Source organism: Microbacterium sp. UBA3486 (assembly GCF_002377845.1).
Lineage (GTDB): Bacteria > Actinomycetota > Actinomycetes > Actinomycetales > Microbacteriaceae > Microbacterium > Microbacterium maritypicum_A.
On the sequence record NZ_DFQP01000088.1, the window covers coordinates 38262 to 54630 of the forward strand.

Consider the following 16369-nt stretch of genomic DNA (forward strand, 5'->3'; position numbering starts at 1 on the left):
TTTCATTCCGAATTCACAGATATCCGCCGACGGCGGAGGCGCGGGCCTCGGTGTCCCCGCACGTGAGTACGCTGGCGCCATGAGCATGGGCGGCGGCATGGGCGGTGGCCCGCGGGGTGGTGGCTTCCGCGGGGTCGACGAGAGCGCGCAGCGGAAGCTGAATGCCGAGGCCCCCCGGATCAACGGCCTCGGTGCGCGGGTCGTCTCGCTGTTCCGCGCGTATCGCTGGCGTATCTTCTCCACCGGCATCCTGGTGGTGGTCGGCGCCGCGATAGCCGTCGTGCCGCCGCTGATCGTGCAGCGGATCTTCGACGATGCGCTGTTCCCCGTCGCCGGGGGAGGGCCGCACCTCGAACTGCTGGCCTGGCTCGTCGCCGCCATGATCGGTCTCTTCCTGCTCTCCGCCGCTCTCGGAGTGGCCCAGACCTGGCTCACGGCAACGGTCGGCAACAGCGTCACCGGCGACCTGCGTGTGAAGCTGTTCGAGCACCTGCAGGCGATGGAACTCGGCTTCTTCACCCGCACCAAGACGGGCGTCATCCAGTCACGCCTGCAGAACGACGTGGGTGGCGTCTCCGGCGTGCTGACGAACACCGTCACCAGCATCCTGGGCAACGTCGTCACGGTGATCGCCTCGCTCGTCGCGATGATCCTGATCGACTGGCGTCTCACGCTCATCGCCGTGATCATGATGCCGTTCCTGATCGTCGTCCAGCGCAAGGTGGGACAGGTGCGGGCACGTATCGCCGGAGAGACGCAGGAATCGCTGTCCGAGCTCACCTCGATCACGCAGGAGACGCTGAGCGTCTCGGGCATGCTGCTGTCGAAGGCCTTCAACCGCCAGCGCACCGAGTCGGAGCGCTACCAGGCGGAGAACCGCAACCAGGTGGTCCTCCAGGTGCGCCGGGCGATGAGCGGCCAGGGATTCTTCGCCGTCGTGCAGGTGCTGATGGCCAGCGTTCCTGCCGTGATCTATCTCGTCTCCGGATACCTGATCGCCGGCGGCACGGGGGTGATCACCGCAGGAACCGTCGTCGCGTTCACCACGGTGCAGGCGCGGCTGCTCATGCCGTTGATGGGGCTGATGCGGGTGTCGCTCGATCTGCAGACGTCGTCGGCGCTGTTCGCGCGCATCTTCGAATACCTCGACCTCGTCCCGGAGATCCAGGATGCGCCCGACGCGATCACGGTCGACGACGCACCCGGGCCGCGAGGACGCCTGGAGTTCGCCGAGGTGGTGTTCCGCTACCCGGACGCGTCCTCCGACGCCCGCCCGACGCTCGACGGAGTGTCCTTCGTGGCGGAACCCGGCCAGCACGTCGCGTTCGTGGGCCCCTCGGGCGCCGGCAAGACGACGATCCTGTATCTGGCTCCGCGCCTGTACGAGGCGAAGGGCGGAGCCGTGATGTTCGCCGGTGCCGACGTGCGCGCGCTCACTCAGGAGTCGATCATCGACAACGTCGGCATCGTGTCGCAGGAGACGTACCTCTTCCATGCCACGATCCGTGAGAACCTGCGCTATGCCAAGCCCGATGCGACCGAGGAAGAACTGATCGCCGCCTGCACCGCCGCGAACATCCACCACATCATCGCTGGCTTCGAGCAGGGCTACGACACCGTGGTGGGGGAGCGCGGCTACCGGCTCTCCGGTGGCGAGAAACAGCGCATCGCGATCGCCAGGGTGCTGCTGAAAGACCCCCCGGTGCTGCTCCTCGACGAAGCGACCTCGGCACTCGACACGGTCTCGGAGCGCGTGGTGCAGGAGGCGCTCGACGAGGCCGCGAAGGGGCGCACGACCCTCTCCATCGCCCACCGGCTCTCGACCGTGATGGGCGCGGACGTGATCCACGTTCTGGAGGCCGGGCGCATCGTCGAGTCGGGTTCGCACGTCGAACTGCTCGCCCGCGGCGGTCTGTATGCCGAGCTCGCGGCCGAGCAGGTGGCGGCGTCGCGCGTGCTCGAGACCGAGGCCGCCGTCGAGGACGAAGTGACCGGGGGCACCGTGGCACCCCTCGCCGATCGCCGCGCGGACAAGGCGCCCGCCGATTCCGCGGGGGCGGATGCGGTCGCGACCATCACCGCTGCGGTGCCGCTGCTCGCCGAGCCTCGACCGGACGAACGGGTCTACCCGCCTGAGCCCTGAGCCCTGAGCCCTGAGTACTGCACCCTGAGGCGGCGTCGTGGCGGCGAGCGTCAGTGCACCGAGAGGCCGCCGTCGACGAACAGCGACTGGCCGGTGACGTAGGCCGAGCCGGCTCCGGCAAGGAACACCGCGGCCCCCGCGAAGTCGCTCGGCAGACCGTTGCGCCCGATCATCGTGCGCGCGGCGAGCTCCGCGACCTTCTCCGGGTCCTGCTGCAGCCGGGCGTTCAACGGGGTGAGCACGAAGCCGGGGACGAGCGTGTTGCTGGTGACGCCGGTTCCACCCCAGGCCTCGGCCTCGGAGCGCATGAGCGATTCCACCGCGCCTTTCGACGCGCCGTAGATGCCGCTGCCCACGAAGGCGCGGTGGGCCTGCTGGGAACTGATGTGAATGAGTCGACCGTACCCGCGTGCGGCCATGCCCTGCGCAAAGCGCTGACCGAGCAGGAACGGCGCGAGGGCGTTGACTGTCATCGTCGCGTCCCAGTCGTCTTCGGTGATCTCCGCGAACGGCGGGCGGATATTGATGCCGGCGGAGTTGACGAGGATGTCGGGCGCGCCGAACGGTGCGGCCGCTGCTTCGCCGACGGCGTGGATCCCGTCCCTCGTGCTGAGGTCGCCGATCACGCCGTGGGCGCGGCATCCGAGCGCGCGCAGCTCGTCGACCGTCGCGCGGACGCGATCCTCACCGCGCGCGACGATGACCGTCGACGCTCCGGCGCGAGCGAGTGCGGTGGCGATCCCCCGGCCGATCCCGGAGCTGCCGCCGGTGACGACGGCGGTGCGACCGTCGAGTGAGAACAGGGAGGAGAGGTAGTCGTTCATGTGTTCACCGTCAGGGGTTCGGAGGGCGGGGATCACCACGCGAGCGCGGCGGCGATGGCGGGGTCGGGCGCGGCGTCGGCGAACTCGGGGAGGGCCCGCAGCTCCGAGATGAAGGCGTCGACCTCGGCGGCGTAGGTCGGGTCGGCATGGCTCTCGGCGATCCCGAGGAGCGAGGCGACGTCCATCGCGAGGATGAGTTCGATGCGAGCGGTCACCGAGGCGCGGGCACCGGCCTCGTGCAGCACGTGGATGCCGCCGCGGAGGGCCGCGAGGTAGTCGCGCAGCACCGGCAGCTGTGCCTTGCCCTGAGTGATCGAGGTGCCATCGGCGCGGAGCCGCCAGCGCACGACCACATCGGGGATCACATCGAATGCGCGTGCCCGGGTGTACATGAGCTGCGCGACCACCTGGTCTTCGTAGGCGACCCCCTCGGGGAAGCGCAGGTCGTGCCAGAACGAGGTGCGGCTCACCTTCGACCAGGCGACGATGTTCGAGACCGCCAGGGGGTGCGCGGCGAGGGTCGTGCCGAGTCGCTCCGGAGACGTGGCCGCAGCGACCCAGGGCTGCACGCGGCCGGCGACGTAGCCGTCACCGAGGACCCGCGAGCGCACGTAGGCGCCGGCGACGAAGTCGCTTCCGGTCCGGCCCAGTGTCTGCGTCATGCGGGCGAGGGCGTTCGGCAGCAGTTCGTCGTCGCCGTCGAGGAAACCGAGGTACGGGGTGTCGACGAGCTCCAGACCGACATTGCGCGCGGCGCCGAGACCTCGGGAGGCCCCGTGGCGGATCGTCGTGAAGCGGGGGTCTTCGGCTGCGGCGGCGTCGAAGATCGCTCCTGTGTCATCCGTCGAGCCGTCGTCGACGAGGATCGCCCGCCATCGTGACTCGGTCTGCGCGCGCAGCGAGTCGAGAGCGGCGGGGGCGAAGGCCGCGATGTCGCGTCCGGGGACGATCAGCGTCACGATCGGGGCGGAGGCAGTCACCTGCTGAGTCTATGACCGTGGCTCAGCCGTGGGCCGCGCGTACCGACTCGGCGACGAGCACAGCCAGCCGTTCGGGAGCATCCAAGGGTAGAGCCGCGCGATCGAACGTGAAACGAACGGCGGTCTGCGCCACTTCGGGGGCCACACCGCAGGCGAGGAGCACGTGCGACGGCTCGTCGCTGCCCGCCGCGCATGCCGATCCGCTCGACGAGATGACCCCGCGGCGCTCCAGCTCGAGCAGAATCGACTCCCCGCTGGTGCCGGCGAACGTGAAGCTCGCCGTTCCGGGCAGACGGCCTCGGGAATCCCCGGTGAGCGTGGCTTCGGGGATGCTCGTGAGCACCCGGGTGATGAACCGCGCGGTCGCCGAGCCGACCTGCGCCGCAACCGTCTCGCGTTCCGTCTCGGCGAGTTCCAGCGCCGTCGCGAGTGCTACGGCGCCCGCGACGTTCTCGGTGCCGGAGCGTCTCCCGCGCTCCTGGCCGCCGCCGTGCAGCAGCGGCTCCACCGGCACGCGCCCGCGTACGGCCAGGGCGCCGATGCCTTTGGGTGCCCCGAGCTTGTGCCCGGCGATCGACACCGCGTCGGCGCCGAGGTCATGCAGAGGGAGCCACCCCGCCGACTGCACGGCATCCAGATGCAGGGGCACGCGGGCGGCACGGGTGACGGCCGCAAGCGCCGTCACATCCTGGACGGTGCCGATCTCGTTGTTGGCATGGCCGATCGAGATCAGAGCCGAGTCGTCCCTGATCGCCGCAGCCAGGTCATCCGGGTCGATCCCTCCCCGCGAGTCCACCGGCAGGAAGGAGACCTCGACGGCGTGGAAGCGTCGCAGATAGTCGGCGGACTCGAGGATCGACTCGTGCTCGATCGGCGAGATCACCAGATGCCGCCGCCCCGTCTCGAGAGCCGCGAGCACGATGCCCTTCACCGCGAGGTTGTTCGCTTCGGTGCCGCCGGCGGTGAACACGACGTCGCCCGTCCGCATCCCCAGCACGCGCGCCACCCGTGCACGGGCATCGTCGAGCGCGTCCGCCGCCGCCTCGCCGGCCGTGTGACGGCTCGACGGGTTTCCGAACACGCCGGAGAGGAACGGCCGCATCGCTTCGAGCACCTCCGGTCGTACCGGGGAGGACGCGGCGTGATCGAGGTAGAGCATGCCGGTGCGGGGCAGGTCCGAGGGCGACATCGCGCTCAGTCGATCCGCAGATCCAGGCCCAGATCGAGGGCGGGCGCGGAGTGCGTCAGCGCCCCCACAGAGATCACGTCCACTCCGGTGCGGGCGATGTCGCCGACCGTGTCGAGGTTCACGCCTCCCGAGGCCTCGACCGTGGCACGGCCGGAGATGAGGGCCACCCCCGCGCGCAGGTCGGCGAGCGAGAAGTTGTCGAGCAGCACGGTGTGGGCACCACCGTCGAGGACGGCCGGGATCTGGTCGAGCCGGTCGACCTCGACGACGACGTGGGTCGTGTGCGGGAGGCGGGACAGCGCCTCGCGGAGCGCCGTCGCGAGGTCGAGCCCCGAACGCGTGAGCACGGCCAGGTGGTTGTCCTTAGCCATCACGGCATCCGACAGCGAGTACCGGTGGTTGTGACCGCCGCCCGATTCGACCGCATGCCGTTCGAACGCCCGCAGTCCCGGCGTGGTCTTGCGGGTGTCGGCGATGCGAGCACCAGTGCCCTCGATCGCGGCGACGTACGCGGCGGCGAGGGTGGCGATACCGCTCATCCGCTGCGTGAAGTTCAGGCCGACCCGCTCTGCGGTGAGCACACTGCGGGCCGACCCCGAGACCGAGGCGAGCACGTCGCCCGCGGCGAACTCGTCGCCGTCACCGACGTGCAGGTCGATGTCGAGAGTCGCGTCGGTGAGCCGGAACGCGGCGGCGAAGACCTCTCCACCGCTGAAGACTCCGGCTTCCCGGGCGACGAGATCGGCGGTCGCGGTGGCATCCGCTGGCAGCAGCGTGGTGCTGGTGACGTCCCCCCAGGGCGCATCTTCTTCGAGGGCCGCGCCGACGACGCGGTTCATGGTGGCGGTGGTCAGCATCAGACGGTCTCCAGGATCGATGAGGGGAGGCGGGAAGAGGCATCGGCGGCGGGTCGGGCCGCATCGACACGATGGTGGGCGCCGACGGATACCGTGCGGGCGAGCGCTGCGGCGGCTGTCGCCTGGGCGAGCAGCAGCAGGTTCGCGTCTTCGTGCGCCGACATCGTCGTCGGCGCCGAGCTCTCCGCGGTCCAGGTCTGCAGGACGTCGAGCGTGCGGGAGAGACCGTCTCTGTTCCGCAGCAGTCCGACGTCTTCCCACATCAGCCGCTGCAGCGCGGAGCGGCTGAACGCGGGGGTGATCGCACCGCGGCTCCCTTCCGCACGGGGGCAGGCCTGAGGGGAGCCGTGCGCGACATCCGCCCAGGGTCTCGTCAACGCCGCCGCCGCACGGGCCCCGAACACCGCGCCTTCGAGCAGCGAGTTCGACGCCAGACGATTTGCTCCGTGCACCCCGGTGCGTGCCACCTCGCCCGCGGCGAAGAGGCCGGGCACGGTGGTGCGGCCGTCGAGGTCGGTGACCACGCCACCCATCAGGTAGTGCGCGGCCGGCGTCACGGGGATCGGTTCGCGGGCCCAGTCGAAGCCGCGTTCTCTCGTCACCCGGTCGATCGTGGGGAACCTCCGCGCGAGGGTCTCGGCGCCGAGCATCGTGGCGTCGAGCCTGACCGGGGCGGCCTGAGCCGTGGCGCGGCGTGCGATCGCTCGCGCCACCACGTCGCGCGGTGCGAGCTCGCCGTCGGGGTGGCTGTCGAACACGAACCGACGGTCGTCGTCGTCGACCAGGGTCGCGCCCTCGCCGCGCACCGCCTCGGAGATGAGGAACGCGGGGCCCTTCGCCAGGATCGTCGGATGGAACTGGACGAACTCCAGGTCGGCGACCGCAGCGCCCGCCCGTATCGCGGCGGCGATGCCGTCTCCGGTCGTCCCTGCCGCGTTCGTCGTGTGCGCGTAGAGGTGGCCGGCGCCGCCGGTGGCGAGGATGACGGCATCGGCGGGGATCTCGGAGACCTCACCGCCGAGGAGGATCCGGATTCCGCGCACGGCGCCTTCGTGCCTCAGCAGGTCGACCAGGAAGGCATGTTCGACGAGGGGGATGTCCGTCCGCCGTACGGACGCGACGAGCGCCGCGGAGATCGCCGCGCCCGTGGCGTCACCTCCCGCGTGCACGATGCGGGCGTGGCGGTGGGCGGCCTCACGCCCGAGCAGCAGGGTGCCGTCCACCGCACGATCGAAGCCGACACCGCGTGCGATCAGCTCGGCGATCCGTGCCGCTCCGTCCGTGACCAGCACCTGCACGGCGTCCCGGTCCGACAGTCCCGCACTGGCGTCTCGGGTGTCGGCGGCGTGCAGTGCGGCGGAGTCGTCCGGACCGTAGATGCCGGCGACGCCACCCTGAGCGAGCCCGGTGCAGCCGTCTCCGAGGTCGCGCTTGGTGACGATCGTCACGTCGTGTCCGGCCTCGTGCGCGTGAAGCGCCGCGGTGAGTCCCGCGATGCCCGACCCGACGACGATGACGTTCATCGCGCGCCCGCGACCACCGGAGGCCTCGCCGCGAGCATCCGCTCCAGCGCCACACGCGCGGGGTCGGCCACCTCGTCGGAGACCGTGATCCGGTTCGGCGTGCGGCCGGCCACCAGCTCCTCCAGAACCCAGGCCAGGTATCCGGGGTGGATGCGGTACATCGTCGAGCAGGGGCACACCACCGGGTCGAGGCAGAAGATCTCGTGCTGCGGGTACTGGGCGGCGAGCCGGCGGACGAGGTTGATCTCCGTGCCGATCGCGAACGTGGTCGGCTCGGTGGCCGCGTCGATCGCTCGGCGGATGTACTCGGTCGAACCGGCCTCATCCGCGGCGTCGACGACCTCCATCGGGCACTCGGGGTGCACGATCACGCGCACGCCGGGGTGCTCGGCACGGGCCTGGTCGATCTGGCCGACGGTGAAGCGCCGGTGCACCGAGCAGAAGCCGTGCCACAGGATCACGCGCGAGTCGAGCAGCTCTGCGGCGGAGGATCCGCCGAGCGCTCGCCGTGGGTTCCACATCGGCATCTGTTCGAGCGGCACGCCCATCGCCTTCGCGGTGTTCCGACCCAGGTGCTGGTCGGGGAAGAACAGCACGCGGCGCCCACGCTCGAAAGCCCACTCGAGCACGGTCTCAGCGTTGGACGAGGTGCAGACGATCCCGCCGTGCCGTCCGACGAAGCCCTTGATCGCCGCCGAGGAGTTCATGTACGTCACCGGGATCACCGGCACGCGGCCGTCGGCGTCGACGGCGTCGAGGTCGCCGAGCACGTCTTCGAGCTGTTCCCAGCAGTCCTCGACCTGGTCGATGTCGGCCATGTCCGCCATCGAGCATCCGGCGGCGAGGTTGGGCAGGATCACCGCCTGGTCGGGCTGCGAGAGCAGATCGGCGGTCTCGGCCATGAAGTGCACGCCGCAGAACACGATGGCTTCGGCATCCGTCCGTCCCTTGGCCGCGGTCGCGAGCTGGAACGAGTCGCCGACGTAGTCCGCATGCTGCACGACCTCCTCGCGCTGGTAGAAATGGCCCAGGATCACGACGCTGTCGCCGAGGGTGGCCTTCGCGGCGCGGATCCGTCTGTCGAGCTCCTCCTCCGTCGCCTCTCGGTACTCGGTGGGCAGCTCTCCCTGACGCGGCGCCCCCGTCGGGATCACGTCGCCCATGGAAGAGCCGGGTCCGTAGCCCGGTCGCGCGTCGAAGTCCCACGGGCCGGCAGCGAGGTCGGTGGTGCACGTGGCGTCGGTCGACGCGCCGCTGACGATGGCCTGGATCGCATGGTCGACCGAGGCGTCCAGCGGCGGGACGGCCGGCGCGGGGACGAAGGTGATACTCATCGGGTGCTCGTTTCTTCGGGACCGAGCGGGCCGCGATCGGCCAGCTCGACGTCGGTGTTGTCGCGGTACAGACGTGCAGGTCGGTGGCTTCCGGTGCGGAACCGGTCGGTGGGGAGCAGGTTGCCCGCGGCCTCCACCTGACGCCGGAAATTGGCGGGGTCGAGGGTGCGGCCGAGAATCGCCTCGTAGGCTTCGCGCAGCTCGGCGAGGGTGAACTCCGTAGGAAGGAATCCCTGGGCGACGCGGCTGTAGCCGACCTTGTTGCGCAGACGCCACAGCGCGTACTCGACGATCTTCGCGTGGTCGAAGGCCAGCTGCGGCAGCTCGTCGATGTCGAACCACTCCACGTTCTCGGGGGCGTGACCGGACGCGCGATGCGCCGCGCTCTGCGCTGTCACATCGTCCTGTCGCAGCAGCGCCCAGTAGACGATCGACACGACCCGGGTGGGGGAGCGGTCGACGGCGCCGAAGGCGTAGAGCTGCTCGAGGTAGCTGGGGGAGAGTCCTGTGGTCTCGGCCAGGGTGCGTGCCGAGGCGTCGACGGGCGATTCGGTCGGGGTGAGCCAGCCGCCGGGGAGAGCCCATTGATCGGCGTACGGCTCGCGGGTGCGCCGCACGAGGGGCAGCGCGAGGACCGCGCGTCCGTCGTCCGTGCGACGCAACGTCAGGATGACCGTCGAGACGGCGACCCGGATGTCGCTAGTTTGAGTCATGGACACCTTAACCTCCGAGACCGATCTTAGTGTCATTCGGACACTTAGTGGGCGCAGATGACGGCGGTCCGCGTCGAGTCCGAAACGTTATCTCGTGGGCGCAGGGAAGCTTGTTCGGCGGGGCGGGGTTTGTTAGGTTACTGTCCTAACAAACCCCTTCGGGAGGAGCCGACCGGCTGCCTCCCAGGGCCCAGGAACCCCACCTCCGGGGTTCTGCTCCATCCGGAGCGATCCCTCCTGCAGTGCAGCACCGAGAGGAAACAAGAGAAATGATCCGTAACGGAAGGCGCAAGATTGCGCTCACCGCGATTGCCGGAGCATCCGTCCTCGCCCTGGGCCTCACGGCCTGTGGTGGCGGCAGCGACAGCGGCAACGCCGATGGCGACCGGGCCCTGCGTGTCTGGGCCGGCAGCCAGACCCCGATCGCCGCGAACTACAACCCGTTCGCACCGACAGTGCTCCATGGCGCGCTCGGACCGATCTACGAACCGCTGTTCTTCTACAACAAGACCGCGGACTCCGAGCCGGTCGGCCTGATCGGTGACTCGTTCGAGTACAACGAGGACGGCACGGTCATCACCGTGACCATCAAGCCCGACCTCAAGTGGAGCGACGGCGAGCCGCTCACGGCCAAGGACGTGGCGTTCTCGTTCAACTACGAGGCCAACAACCCCGAAGGCAACGGTCTGGTCTCCGCCGAGGCCACCGACGACACGACCGCCGTCCTGACCTACTCGTCCGCGCAGTACACCACGGAATTCCAGCGGATGGGGTCGAGCTACATCCTCCCCGAGCACGTGTGGAAAGACGTCAAGGACTTCGCCAACTTCACGAACGAGGACCCCGTCGGATCCGGCCCCTACGTCGTCGACAAGACCACGAGCGAGTCCTACACGCTGGTGGCCAACGAGAACTACCGTGATGCCGACAAGCTCGGCATCAAGAAGGTCCAGTACATCGCGGTCGACAACAACCAGACCGCTCAGGATCTGCTCGCCGCCGGCAAGCTCGACTGGACCGGCATGTTCATCCCGAACCCGGACGACGTGACCGGCAACGGCAAGATCGACTGGATCAACACGCCCCAGGACCCGACGGTTCTCTACACCTGCTCGAACGCCGACCTCGGCTGCACCGGTCCGCAGACCGACGTCGCCGTGCGTCAGGCGCTCAACGTCGCAATCGACCGCTCCACCATCAAGGACAAGGCGTTCGTCGGGCTGACGGGCGACATCTCTCCCGCGTTCACTCTGCTGCCGCGCGACGAGAAGTGGCTCGCCGATCCGGCCAACGAGGTCAGCCCGCAGGAGGCGAACGCCGCCGAGGCCGGTTCTATCCTCGAGGCCGCCGGCTACACCAAGGGCTCCAGTGGCATCTACGAGAAGGACGGTGTGCCGCTCGAGCTCACGCTCACCTCGGTCGACGGCTGGACCGACTACAACGACGCCGCGAAGCTGATCGCTGAGCAGGCTGAGGCCGCCGGTATCAAGATCACGGCATCGACCGTGCAGTGGCAGGAGTTCTCCGACTCCCGTCAGGGTGGCGACTTCCAGCTGATCATGGGCGGTGTGATCGGCACGTCCGTCGCCGACCCGTTCCAGATCTACCGCGACTGGTTCGGCGGCACCGCCGTCGAGTCGACGAGCCCCGTCGGCACGGAGGTCCCGGCAGGCCGTTGGAACTTCAGCCGTTACAGCAACCCGGTCGTCGACACCGCGATCCAGTCGGCGATCAGCACGAACGACGAGGCGACGAAGAAGGAGCTGTACGCGACGATTCAGACCGAGATCGTCCGTGACCTGCCCTACATCCCGCTCGTGATCAACGCGACGCAGACCTTCTACAACACGAAGGACTACACGGGCTGGCCGACCGAGGAAGACCTCTACGCCTTCCCGCCGTCCTGGGGTGCGATCGCGGCAGGCTACGTGCTGACGCAGCTGCAGCCGGTCAAGTAGTAAAGGAGTCGGGGAAGAAGGAAGTCAGGAAAACAGTGACATGAAGTTCTATGCACGAAGAATCGGGTTCTACGCGTTCACGCTCTGGGCCGCGATCTCCATCAACTTCCTTCTTCCCCGGCTCATGCCGGGGAACCCGGCCGACATCATGATCGCCAAGATGCAGCGAGCAGGCGGTGAGGTCTCCGAGACCGCCATCCGCAACATCAAGCTGCTGCTCGGCGGCGACGATTCCTCTCTCTGGGAGCAGTATCTGTCCTACTGGGGACGCATGTTCCAGGGCGATCTCGGAGTATCGGTCACCAAGTTCCCCACTCCGGTGACGGAGCTCATCGCCGGTGCGCTTCCCTGGACGCTCGTCCTAGTCGGCACCGCGACCGTCATCTCCTTCGTCCTCGGCGTCGTGCTCGGCGCCTGGGCCGGATGGAAACGAGGCACCTGGGTCGACCACCTGATCCCCGTCACGACTGTGCTCCAGTCGATCCCGTACTTCTGGTTGGCGCTGATCCTCGTCTCGGTGTTCGCGGTCGGTCTCGGCTGGTTCCCGATCTTCGGCGGGTACGACGTCTTCGACTACCCGGACGGCCCCGAGCCGACCTGGGCGTTCTTCACCGACGCCGTCGCGCACGCGATCCTGCCCGCTATCACGATCGTGATCAGCTCGGTCGGCGGGTGGATGTTCGGCATGCGCAACATGATGGTCTCCACGCTCGCCGAGGACTACGTGCTGACGGCGGAGGCGAAGGGTCTCCGGCCCCGTCGCGTGCTCACCACCTACGCGGCCCGCAATGCGGCGATCCCCTCGATCGCGGGCTTCTCGATCACGCTCGGTTTCGTGGTCGCCGGCTCGATCGTGATGGAGCAGGTGTTCACCTACCCCGGAATCGGCAAGCTGATGTTCCAGGCCGTGACCAACAACGACTACGCGCTGATGCAGGGACTGTTCCTCGTCATCACCCTGACGGTGCTCGCCGCCAACTTCATCATGGACCTCGTCTATGGCTTCATCGACCCGAGGGCTCGCCAGAATGTCTGACACGAAGAACCCGCTCCTGACCCAGGAACCGCCCGTCACCGCCCCGGCCAGCACGGTCTCGCTCGCCACGCAGCAGGGGCGCAAGCGTCGTCGCATCCTTCCCAGCACCTCGCCCAAGTTCATCGTCGGCGTGATCCTGGTCGCGGCCATCGTGCTGTTCGCGATCATCGCGCCGATCTTCTCGCAGGACCCGCGCAGCACGGCGAACCCTGCGCTCCAGCCGCCCTCCGCGGAACACTGGCTCGGCACCACCAAGCTCGGCAACGACATGTTCGCGCAACTGGCGATCGGCGCTCAGGGGTCCCTGCTCATCGGTGTGACCGCCGGCGGCATCGCGATCGTGCTGTCGTTGTTCTTCGGCGTTCTGGCCGGATATCTGGGCGGCTGGCGCGAAGACGGTCTCGCACTCCTCACGAACGTGATGATCGTGATCCCCGGGCTTCCGCTGGTGATGGTCATCGCCTCGTTCGTGCCGCAGCGCAGTTGGCAGCTCGTCGCGTTCGTGCTCGGCATCACCTCCTGGGCCGGGGCGGCATATGTGCTCCGGCTCCAGACACGATCGCTCCGCACGCGTGACTACGTCTATGCGTCGAAGGTCGCAGGGGAACGGTCGTTCCGCGTAATCCTGGTCGAGATCATGCCGAATCTCCTGCCGCTGCTCACGGCCCAGTTCCTCTTCGCGATCATCTTCGCGATCCTCGGAGAGGCCGGCCTGTCCTACCTCGGTCTCGGCCCCAACTCCTCGATCACGTGGGGATCGATCCTCAACGACGCGCAGTCGGGGCAGGCCCTCGGACGCGGTGCCTGGTGGTGGTTCGTCCCGCCGGGGCTCATGATCGCGATTCTCGGTGCCGGCCTGTCGCTCATCAACTTCGCGATCGACGAGGTCATCAATCCGAAGCTGCGCAATGCGCCCGAAGCCGCGCGGCGTGTGCGCAAGGCCGCCAAGACCAAGGGAGTCACCGCATGAGCGAGCCGGTCCTGACGGCGCGGAACGTGTCGATCGAGTATGAGGTGGATCCGCCGGTGAAGGCCGTGCGGGATGTGTCGCTGACGTTGAACCGGGGCGAGATCCTGGGGTTGGCGGGGGAGTCGGGCTGCGGGAAGACGACCCTGGCCTACGGCATGAACCGTCTGCTCAAGGCTCCGGCTCTGATGACGGGCGGGGAGATCGTGTTCCATGACCGGGATGGTCATGACATCGACATCGTGGGACTGGACGGCGAGGGTCTGCGCGCGTTCCGGTGGGACAAGATCTCGATGGTGTTCCAGGGGGCGATGAACTCGTTGAACCCGGTGATCAGTGTCAAGGCACAGATCTTCGACATCTTCGACACGCACCGGCCCGGGATGAGCAAGAAGGCGAAGACGGCGCGGGCGGAGGAACTGCTGACGCTCGTCGGCGTGGACCCCAACCGCCTGTCGAGTTTCCCGCATGAGCTGTCGGGTGGCATGCGGCAGCGCATGATGATCGCGATGGCTCTGGCCCTCGATCCGCAGGTGATGATCATGGACGAGCCGACCACGGCGCTGGACGTGGTCGTGCAGCGGGGCATCATCCGGGAGATCATGCGGCTGCGGGAGAAGCTCGGATTCGCGGTGATCTTCATCACGCATGATCTGCCGATGCTGATCGAGATCAGTGATCGGATCGCGATCATGTTGCAGGGGCAGATCGTCGAGGAGGGAACGGCGGAGGAGATCTACCGGACTCCGAAGCACGAGTACACGAAGCGGTTGCTGTCGAGCTTCCCGTCGCTCAAGGGCGAGCGGGGCGACTTCGTCCGCACCGGTGTGAGCCAGGAGGGCGTCCGATGACCACGAGCATCACGAGCTCCACCGCGGCCGGGCCGCAGGTGGCGACGTTGGAAGCGCGGAATCTGGTGAAGGATTTCCACCTGCGGTCGGGATTCAAGACCAGCATCCTCCATGCGGTGAAGGACGTGTCGTTCACCATCGAGGCGGGCAAGACGGTCGCCCTGGTGGGGGAGTCGGGGTCGGGGAAGTCGACGATCGCCCGGATGCTGATGAAGCTGGAGACGCCCACCAGCGGCGAGATCCTGTTGGACGGGAAGGTGTCCGGGGCTCGGGGGCGGGCGTTGGAGCGCTACCGCGCGGACGTGCAGATGGTGTTCCAGGACCCGTTCGCGTCGTTGAACCCGTTCCACACGATCGTTCATCATCTGGAGCGGCCGATCCGTCTGCACCACCCGGAGCTGTCGCGGGCGCAGGTGCGGGAGCGCGCGGTGGAGCTGTTGGAGCGGGTGCGGTTGACCCCAGGGGAGAGTTTCGCGGAGCGGCGCCCGCACGAGCTCTCGGGCGGGCAGCGACAGCGTGTCGCGATCGCGCGGGCTCTCGCCCCGGGCGCCCGGTTCATCGTCGCCGACGAGCCGGTCTCGATGCTGGACGTGTCGATCCGGCTGGGGGTGTTGAACCTTCTCGCTGATCTGCAGCGCGAGGAGAACCTGGGTGTGCTGTACATCACACACGACCTGGCCACGGCGAGGCACTTCTCGGATGAGATCATGGTGCTCTACAAGGGTGATGTCGTCGAGCGCGGCCCCGCGGACGAGGTCATCCTCAACCCGCAGCACGAATACACCAAGACGCTCCTCGGTGCAGCACCAGAGCCCGACAACCTCGGCCGCCTGCGCGACGAGGTGCGGGCCGAACTCGGCATCACCCGCTGACGGCCGGCGCTCCGCCTTCGAATCGCGTGAATGGTCGCGTCTGACCCCGGAACGGGACCATTCGCGCGATTCGAACGCGCTTCCGGAGAATCCGGCACCGAGGATCCGACCGGCTAGACTGGACCCACAATTGAAGACAGGCCGAATGAACCACGCGGGAGAGCCCCGGCGAACGCAGCCGGGCACCGAAGGAGCAAGCCTCCCCGCCAATCTCTCAGGTACGCGTACCGCGCGGTTCCGGCCACTCTGAAAAGCGATCCGGCGACTCTGCGGATCCGCCGACGGTGAAAGCCCCGCCTCCGTGCACGGGTGAAGCTCTCAGGCCCATGACAGAGGGGGAGTTCCGAGGAACGACGGTGCCGCCGTTCCGCCCGACACAGCCCGGGAGAACTCCATGTCCGACCCCCGCTACACCCCGCTGCGCGCACGCCATGAGGCGCTCGGCGCATCGTTCACCGACTTCGGCGGCTGGCAGATGCCGGTGCGGTACACCTCCGACCTCGCCGAACACCACGCCGTGCGCCAGAGCGCGGGCATCTTCGACATCTCGCACATGGCCGAGTTCACGGTCCAGGGCAGCGGGTCCGCCGATTTCCTCGACAACGCCCTGGCCGGCCGCCTCTCGGCGCTGGCCGTCGGGAAGGCGAAGTACTCGCTCCTGCTCGCCGAGTCCGGCGGGATCATCGACGACGTGATCGTCTATCGCCTCGAGGGCGACGACTTCCTCATCATCTCCAACGCGGGCAACCGCGACGCCGTCTCCGCTGCTCTTCGCGATCGCACCGACGGCTTCGACGTCGTGGTGCAGGACGTCTCCGACGACTATGCACTCATCGCCGTGCAGGGGCCGAACGCCGAGGCCATCCTCGCCGAGACGCCGGGCATCACAGACGTCAGCATTCCCTGGACCGAGCAGAAGTACTACGCCTGGGCGTCCGCGAACTTCGACGGCGTGCCCGTCCTCCTCGCGCGCACCGGTTACACCGGCGAGGACGGCTTCGAGCTTCTGGTCGCCGCCGACCGCGCCGCGTCGCTCTGGGATGCGCTGCTCGCCGCGGGCGCGCCGCACGGCCTCGTCCCCGCCGGACTCGCCGCGCGCGACACCCTGCGGCTCGAGGCGGG

The 16369-nt window shown here is 68.4% G+C and carries 13 protein-coding genes, 1 pseudogene and 2 riboswitches; of the genes and pseudogenes, 7 read left to right on the forward strand and 7 right to left on the reverse strand.

From position 1 onward, the window contains the following. The first annotated feature begins 85 nt into the window (after positions 1-85). Complete coding sequence (locus B2869_RS14115) at positions 86-2143, forward strand: ABC transporter ATP-binding protein (protein ID WP_292767880.1); 2058 nt, start codon at positions 86-88, stop codon at positions 2141-2143. Between the two features lie 50 nt (positions 2144-2193). Here B2869_RS14115 and B2869_RS14120 read toward each other — a convergent pair whose 3' ends face one another. Genes B2869_RS14120 through B2869_RS14150 form a run of 7 tightly spaced genes read right to left on the reverse strand, consistent with a single transcriptional unit; the run spans position 2194 to position 9563 of the window. After that, positions 2194-2967: an SDR family NAD(P)-dependent oxidoreductase gene (locus B2869_RS14120; protein WP_292767844.1), complete on the reverse strand. Its 774-nt coding sequence runs from the start codon at positions 2965-2967 to the stop codon at positions 2194-2196. A gap of 32 nt (positions 2968-2999) precedes the next feature. Next, positions 3000-3947: a glycosyltransferase family 2 protein gene (locus tag B2869_RS14125; RefSeq protein WP_292767847.1), complete on the reverse strand. Its 948-nt coding sequence runs from the start codon at positions 3945-3947 to the stop codon at positions 3000-3002. Positions 3948-3969: 22 nt separating this feature from the next. Next, entirely contained in the window at positions 3970-5106 is a 1137-nt protein-coding gene (locus B2869_RS14130) for a cysteine desulfurase family protein (RefSeq protein ID WP_292767883.1), read from the reverse strand. Between the two features lie 35 nt (positions 5107-5141). Continuing rightward, positions 5142-5993, reverse strand: coding sequence for a carboxylating nicotinate-nucleotide diphosphorylase (gene nadC, locus B2869_RS14135; RefSeq protein WP_292767851.1), 852 nt, complete (start codon positions 5991-5993; stop codon positions 5142-5144). Further along, positions 5993-7516, reverse strand: coding sequence for an L-aspartate oxidase (gene nadB / locus B2869_RS14140; protein ID WP_292767854.1), 1524 nt, complete (start codon positions 7514-7516; stop codon positions 5993-5995). Before nadB ends, nadC begins: the two co-directional genes overlap by 1 nt. Continuing rightward, positions 7513-8850: a quinolinate synthase NadA gene (gene nadA, locus B2869_RS14145; protein ID WP_292767857.1), complete on the reverse strand. Its 1338-nt coding sequence runs from the start codon at positions 8848-8850 to the stop codon at positions 7513-7515. The genes nadB and nadA overlap by 4 nt, the downstream gene beginning before the upstream one ends. Continuing rightward, complete coding sequence (locus tag B2869_RS14150; RefSeq protein ID WP_292767860.1) at positions 8847-9563, reverse strand: NUDIX hydrolase; 717 nt, start codon at positions 9561-9563, stop codon at positions 8847-8849. The genes nadA and B2869_RS14150 overlap by 4 nt, the downstream gene beginning before the upstream one ends. 269 nt (positions 9564-9832) lie before the next feature. On the opposite strand from B2869_RS14150, the gene B2869_RS14155 reads away from it, so the two are divergent. From B2869_RS14155 to B2869_RS14180, 6 genes and pseudogenes are all read left to right on the forward strand, one after another. After that, positions 9833-11521: an ABC transporter substrate-binding protein gene (locus B2869_RS14155; protein WP_021199586.1), complete on the forward strand. Its 1689-nt coding sequence runs from the start codon at positions 9833-9835 to the stop codon at positions 11519-11521. Between the two features lie 40 nt (positions 11522-11561). Then, entirely contained in the window at positions 11562-12557 is a 996-nt protein-coding gene (locus B2869_RS14160; RefSeq protein ID WP_021199587.1) for an ABC transporter permease, read from the forward strand. Then, the gene (locus B2869_RS14165) at positions 12550-13527 is read left to right on the forward strand and encodes an ABC transporter permease (protein ID WP_021199588.1); all 978 of its coding nucleotides are present in this window, start codon (positions 12550-12552) and stop codon (positions 13525-13527) included. The genes B2869_RS14160 and B2869_RS14165 overlap by 8 nt, the downstream gene beginning before the upstream one ends. Beyond that, positions 13524-14375: an ABC transporter ATP-binding protein gene (locus B2869_RS14170; protein WP_292767867.1), complete on the forward strand. Its 852-nt coding sequence runs from the start codon at positions 13524-13526 to the stop codon at positions 14373-14375. The genes B2869_RS14165 and B2869_RS14170 overlap by 4 nt, the downstream gene beginning before the upstream one ends. Then, positions 14372-15247, forward strand: a complete 876-nt coding sequence (locus B2869_RS14175) for an ABC transporter ATP-binding protein (RefSeq protein ID WP_292767869.1) — start codon at positions 14372-14374, stop codon at positions 15245-15247. Before B2869_RS14170 ends, B2869_RS14175 begins: the two co-directional genes overlap by 4 nt. A gap of 145 nt (positions 15248-15392) precedes the next feature. Then, a riboswitch (glycine riboswitch) is annotated at positions 15393-15487 on the forward strand. Position 15488: 1 nt separating this feature from the next. After that, positions 15489-15587, forward strand: a riboswitch (glycine riboswitch). A gap of 54 nt (positions 15588-15641) precedes the next feature. After that, a pseudogene (locus B2869_RS14180) lies at positions 15642-16369 on the forward strand (glycine cleavage system protein T); the annotation flags it as partial.

Coding starts and splice junctions, on each gene's coding strand:
- B2869_RS14160 (WP_021199587.1), top strand. CDS start 11,562: ATGAAGTTCTATGCACGAAGAATCGGGTTCTACGCGTTCACGCTCTGG.
- B2869_RS14170 (WP_292767867.1), top strand. CDS start 13,524: ATGAGCGAGCCGGTCCTGACGGCGCGGAACGTGTCGATCGAGTATGAG.
- B2869_RS14120 (WP_292767844.1), bottom strand. CDS start 2,967: ATGAACGACTACCTCTCCTCCCTGTTCTCACTCGACGGTCGCACCGCC.
- B2869_RS14150 (WP_292767860.1), bottom strand. CDS start 9,563: ATGACTCAAACTAGCGACATCCGGGTCGCCGTCTCGACGGTCATCCTG.
- nadC (WP_292767851.1), bottom strand. CDS start 5,993: ATGCTGACCACCGCCACCATGAACCGCGTCGTCGGCGCGGCCCTCGAA.
- B2869_RS14165 (WP_021199588.1), top strand. CDS start 12,550: ATGTCTGACACGAAGAACCCGCTCCTGACCCAGGAACCGCCCGTCACC.
- B2869_RS14155 (WP_021199586.1), top strand. CDS start 9,833: ATGATCCGTAACGGAAGGCGCAAGATTGCGCTCACCGCGATTGCCGGA.
- B2869_RS14115 (WP_292767880.1), top strand. CDS start 86: ATGGGCGGCGGCATGGGCGGTGGCCCGCGGGGTGGTGGCTTCCGCGGG.
- nadB (WP_292767854.1), bottom strand. CDS start 7,516: ATGAACGTCATCGTCGTCGGGTCGGGCATCGCGGGACTCACCGCGGCG.
- B2869_RS14175 (WP_292767869.1), top strand. CDS start 14,372: ATGACCACGAGCATCACGAGCTCCACCGCGGCCGGGCCGCAGGTGGCG.
- nadA (WP_292767857.1), bottom strand. CDS start 8,850: ATGAGTATCACCTTCGTCCCCGCGCCGGCCGTCCCGCCGCTGGACGCC.
- B2869_RS14130 (WP_292767883.1), bottom strand. CDS start 5,106: ATGCTCTACCTCGATCACGCCGCGTCCTCCCCGGTACGACCGGAGGTG.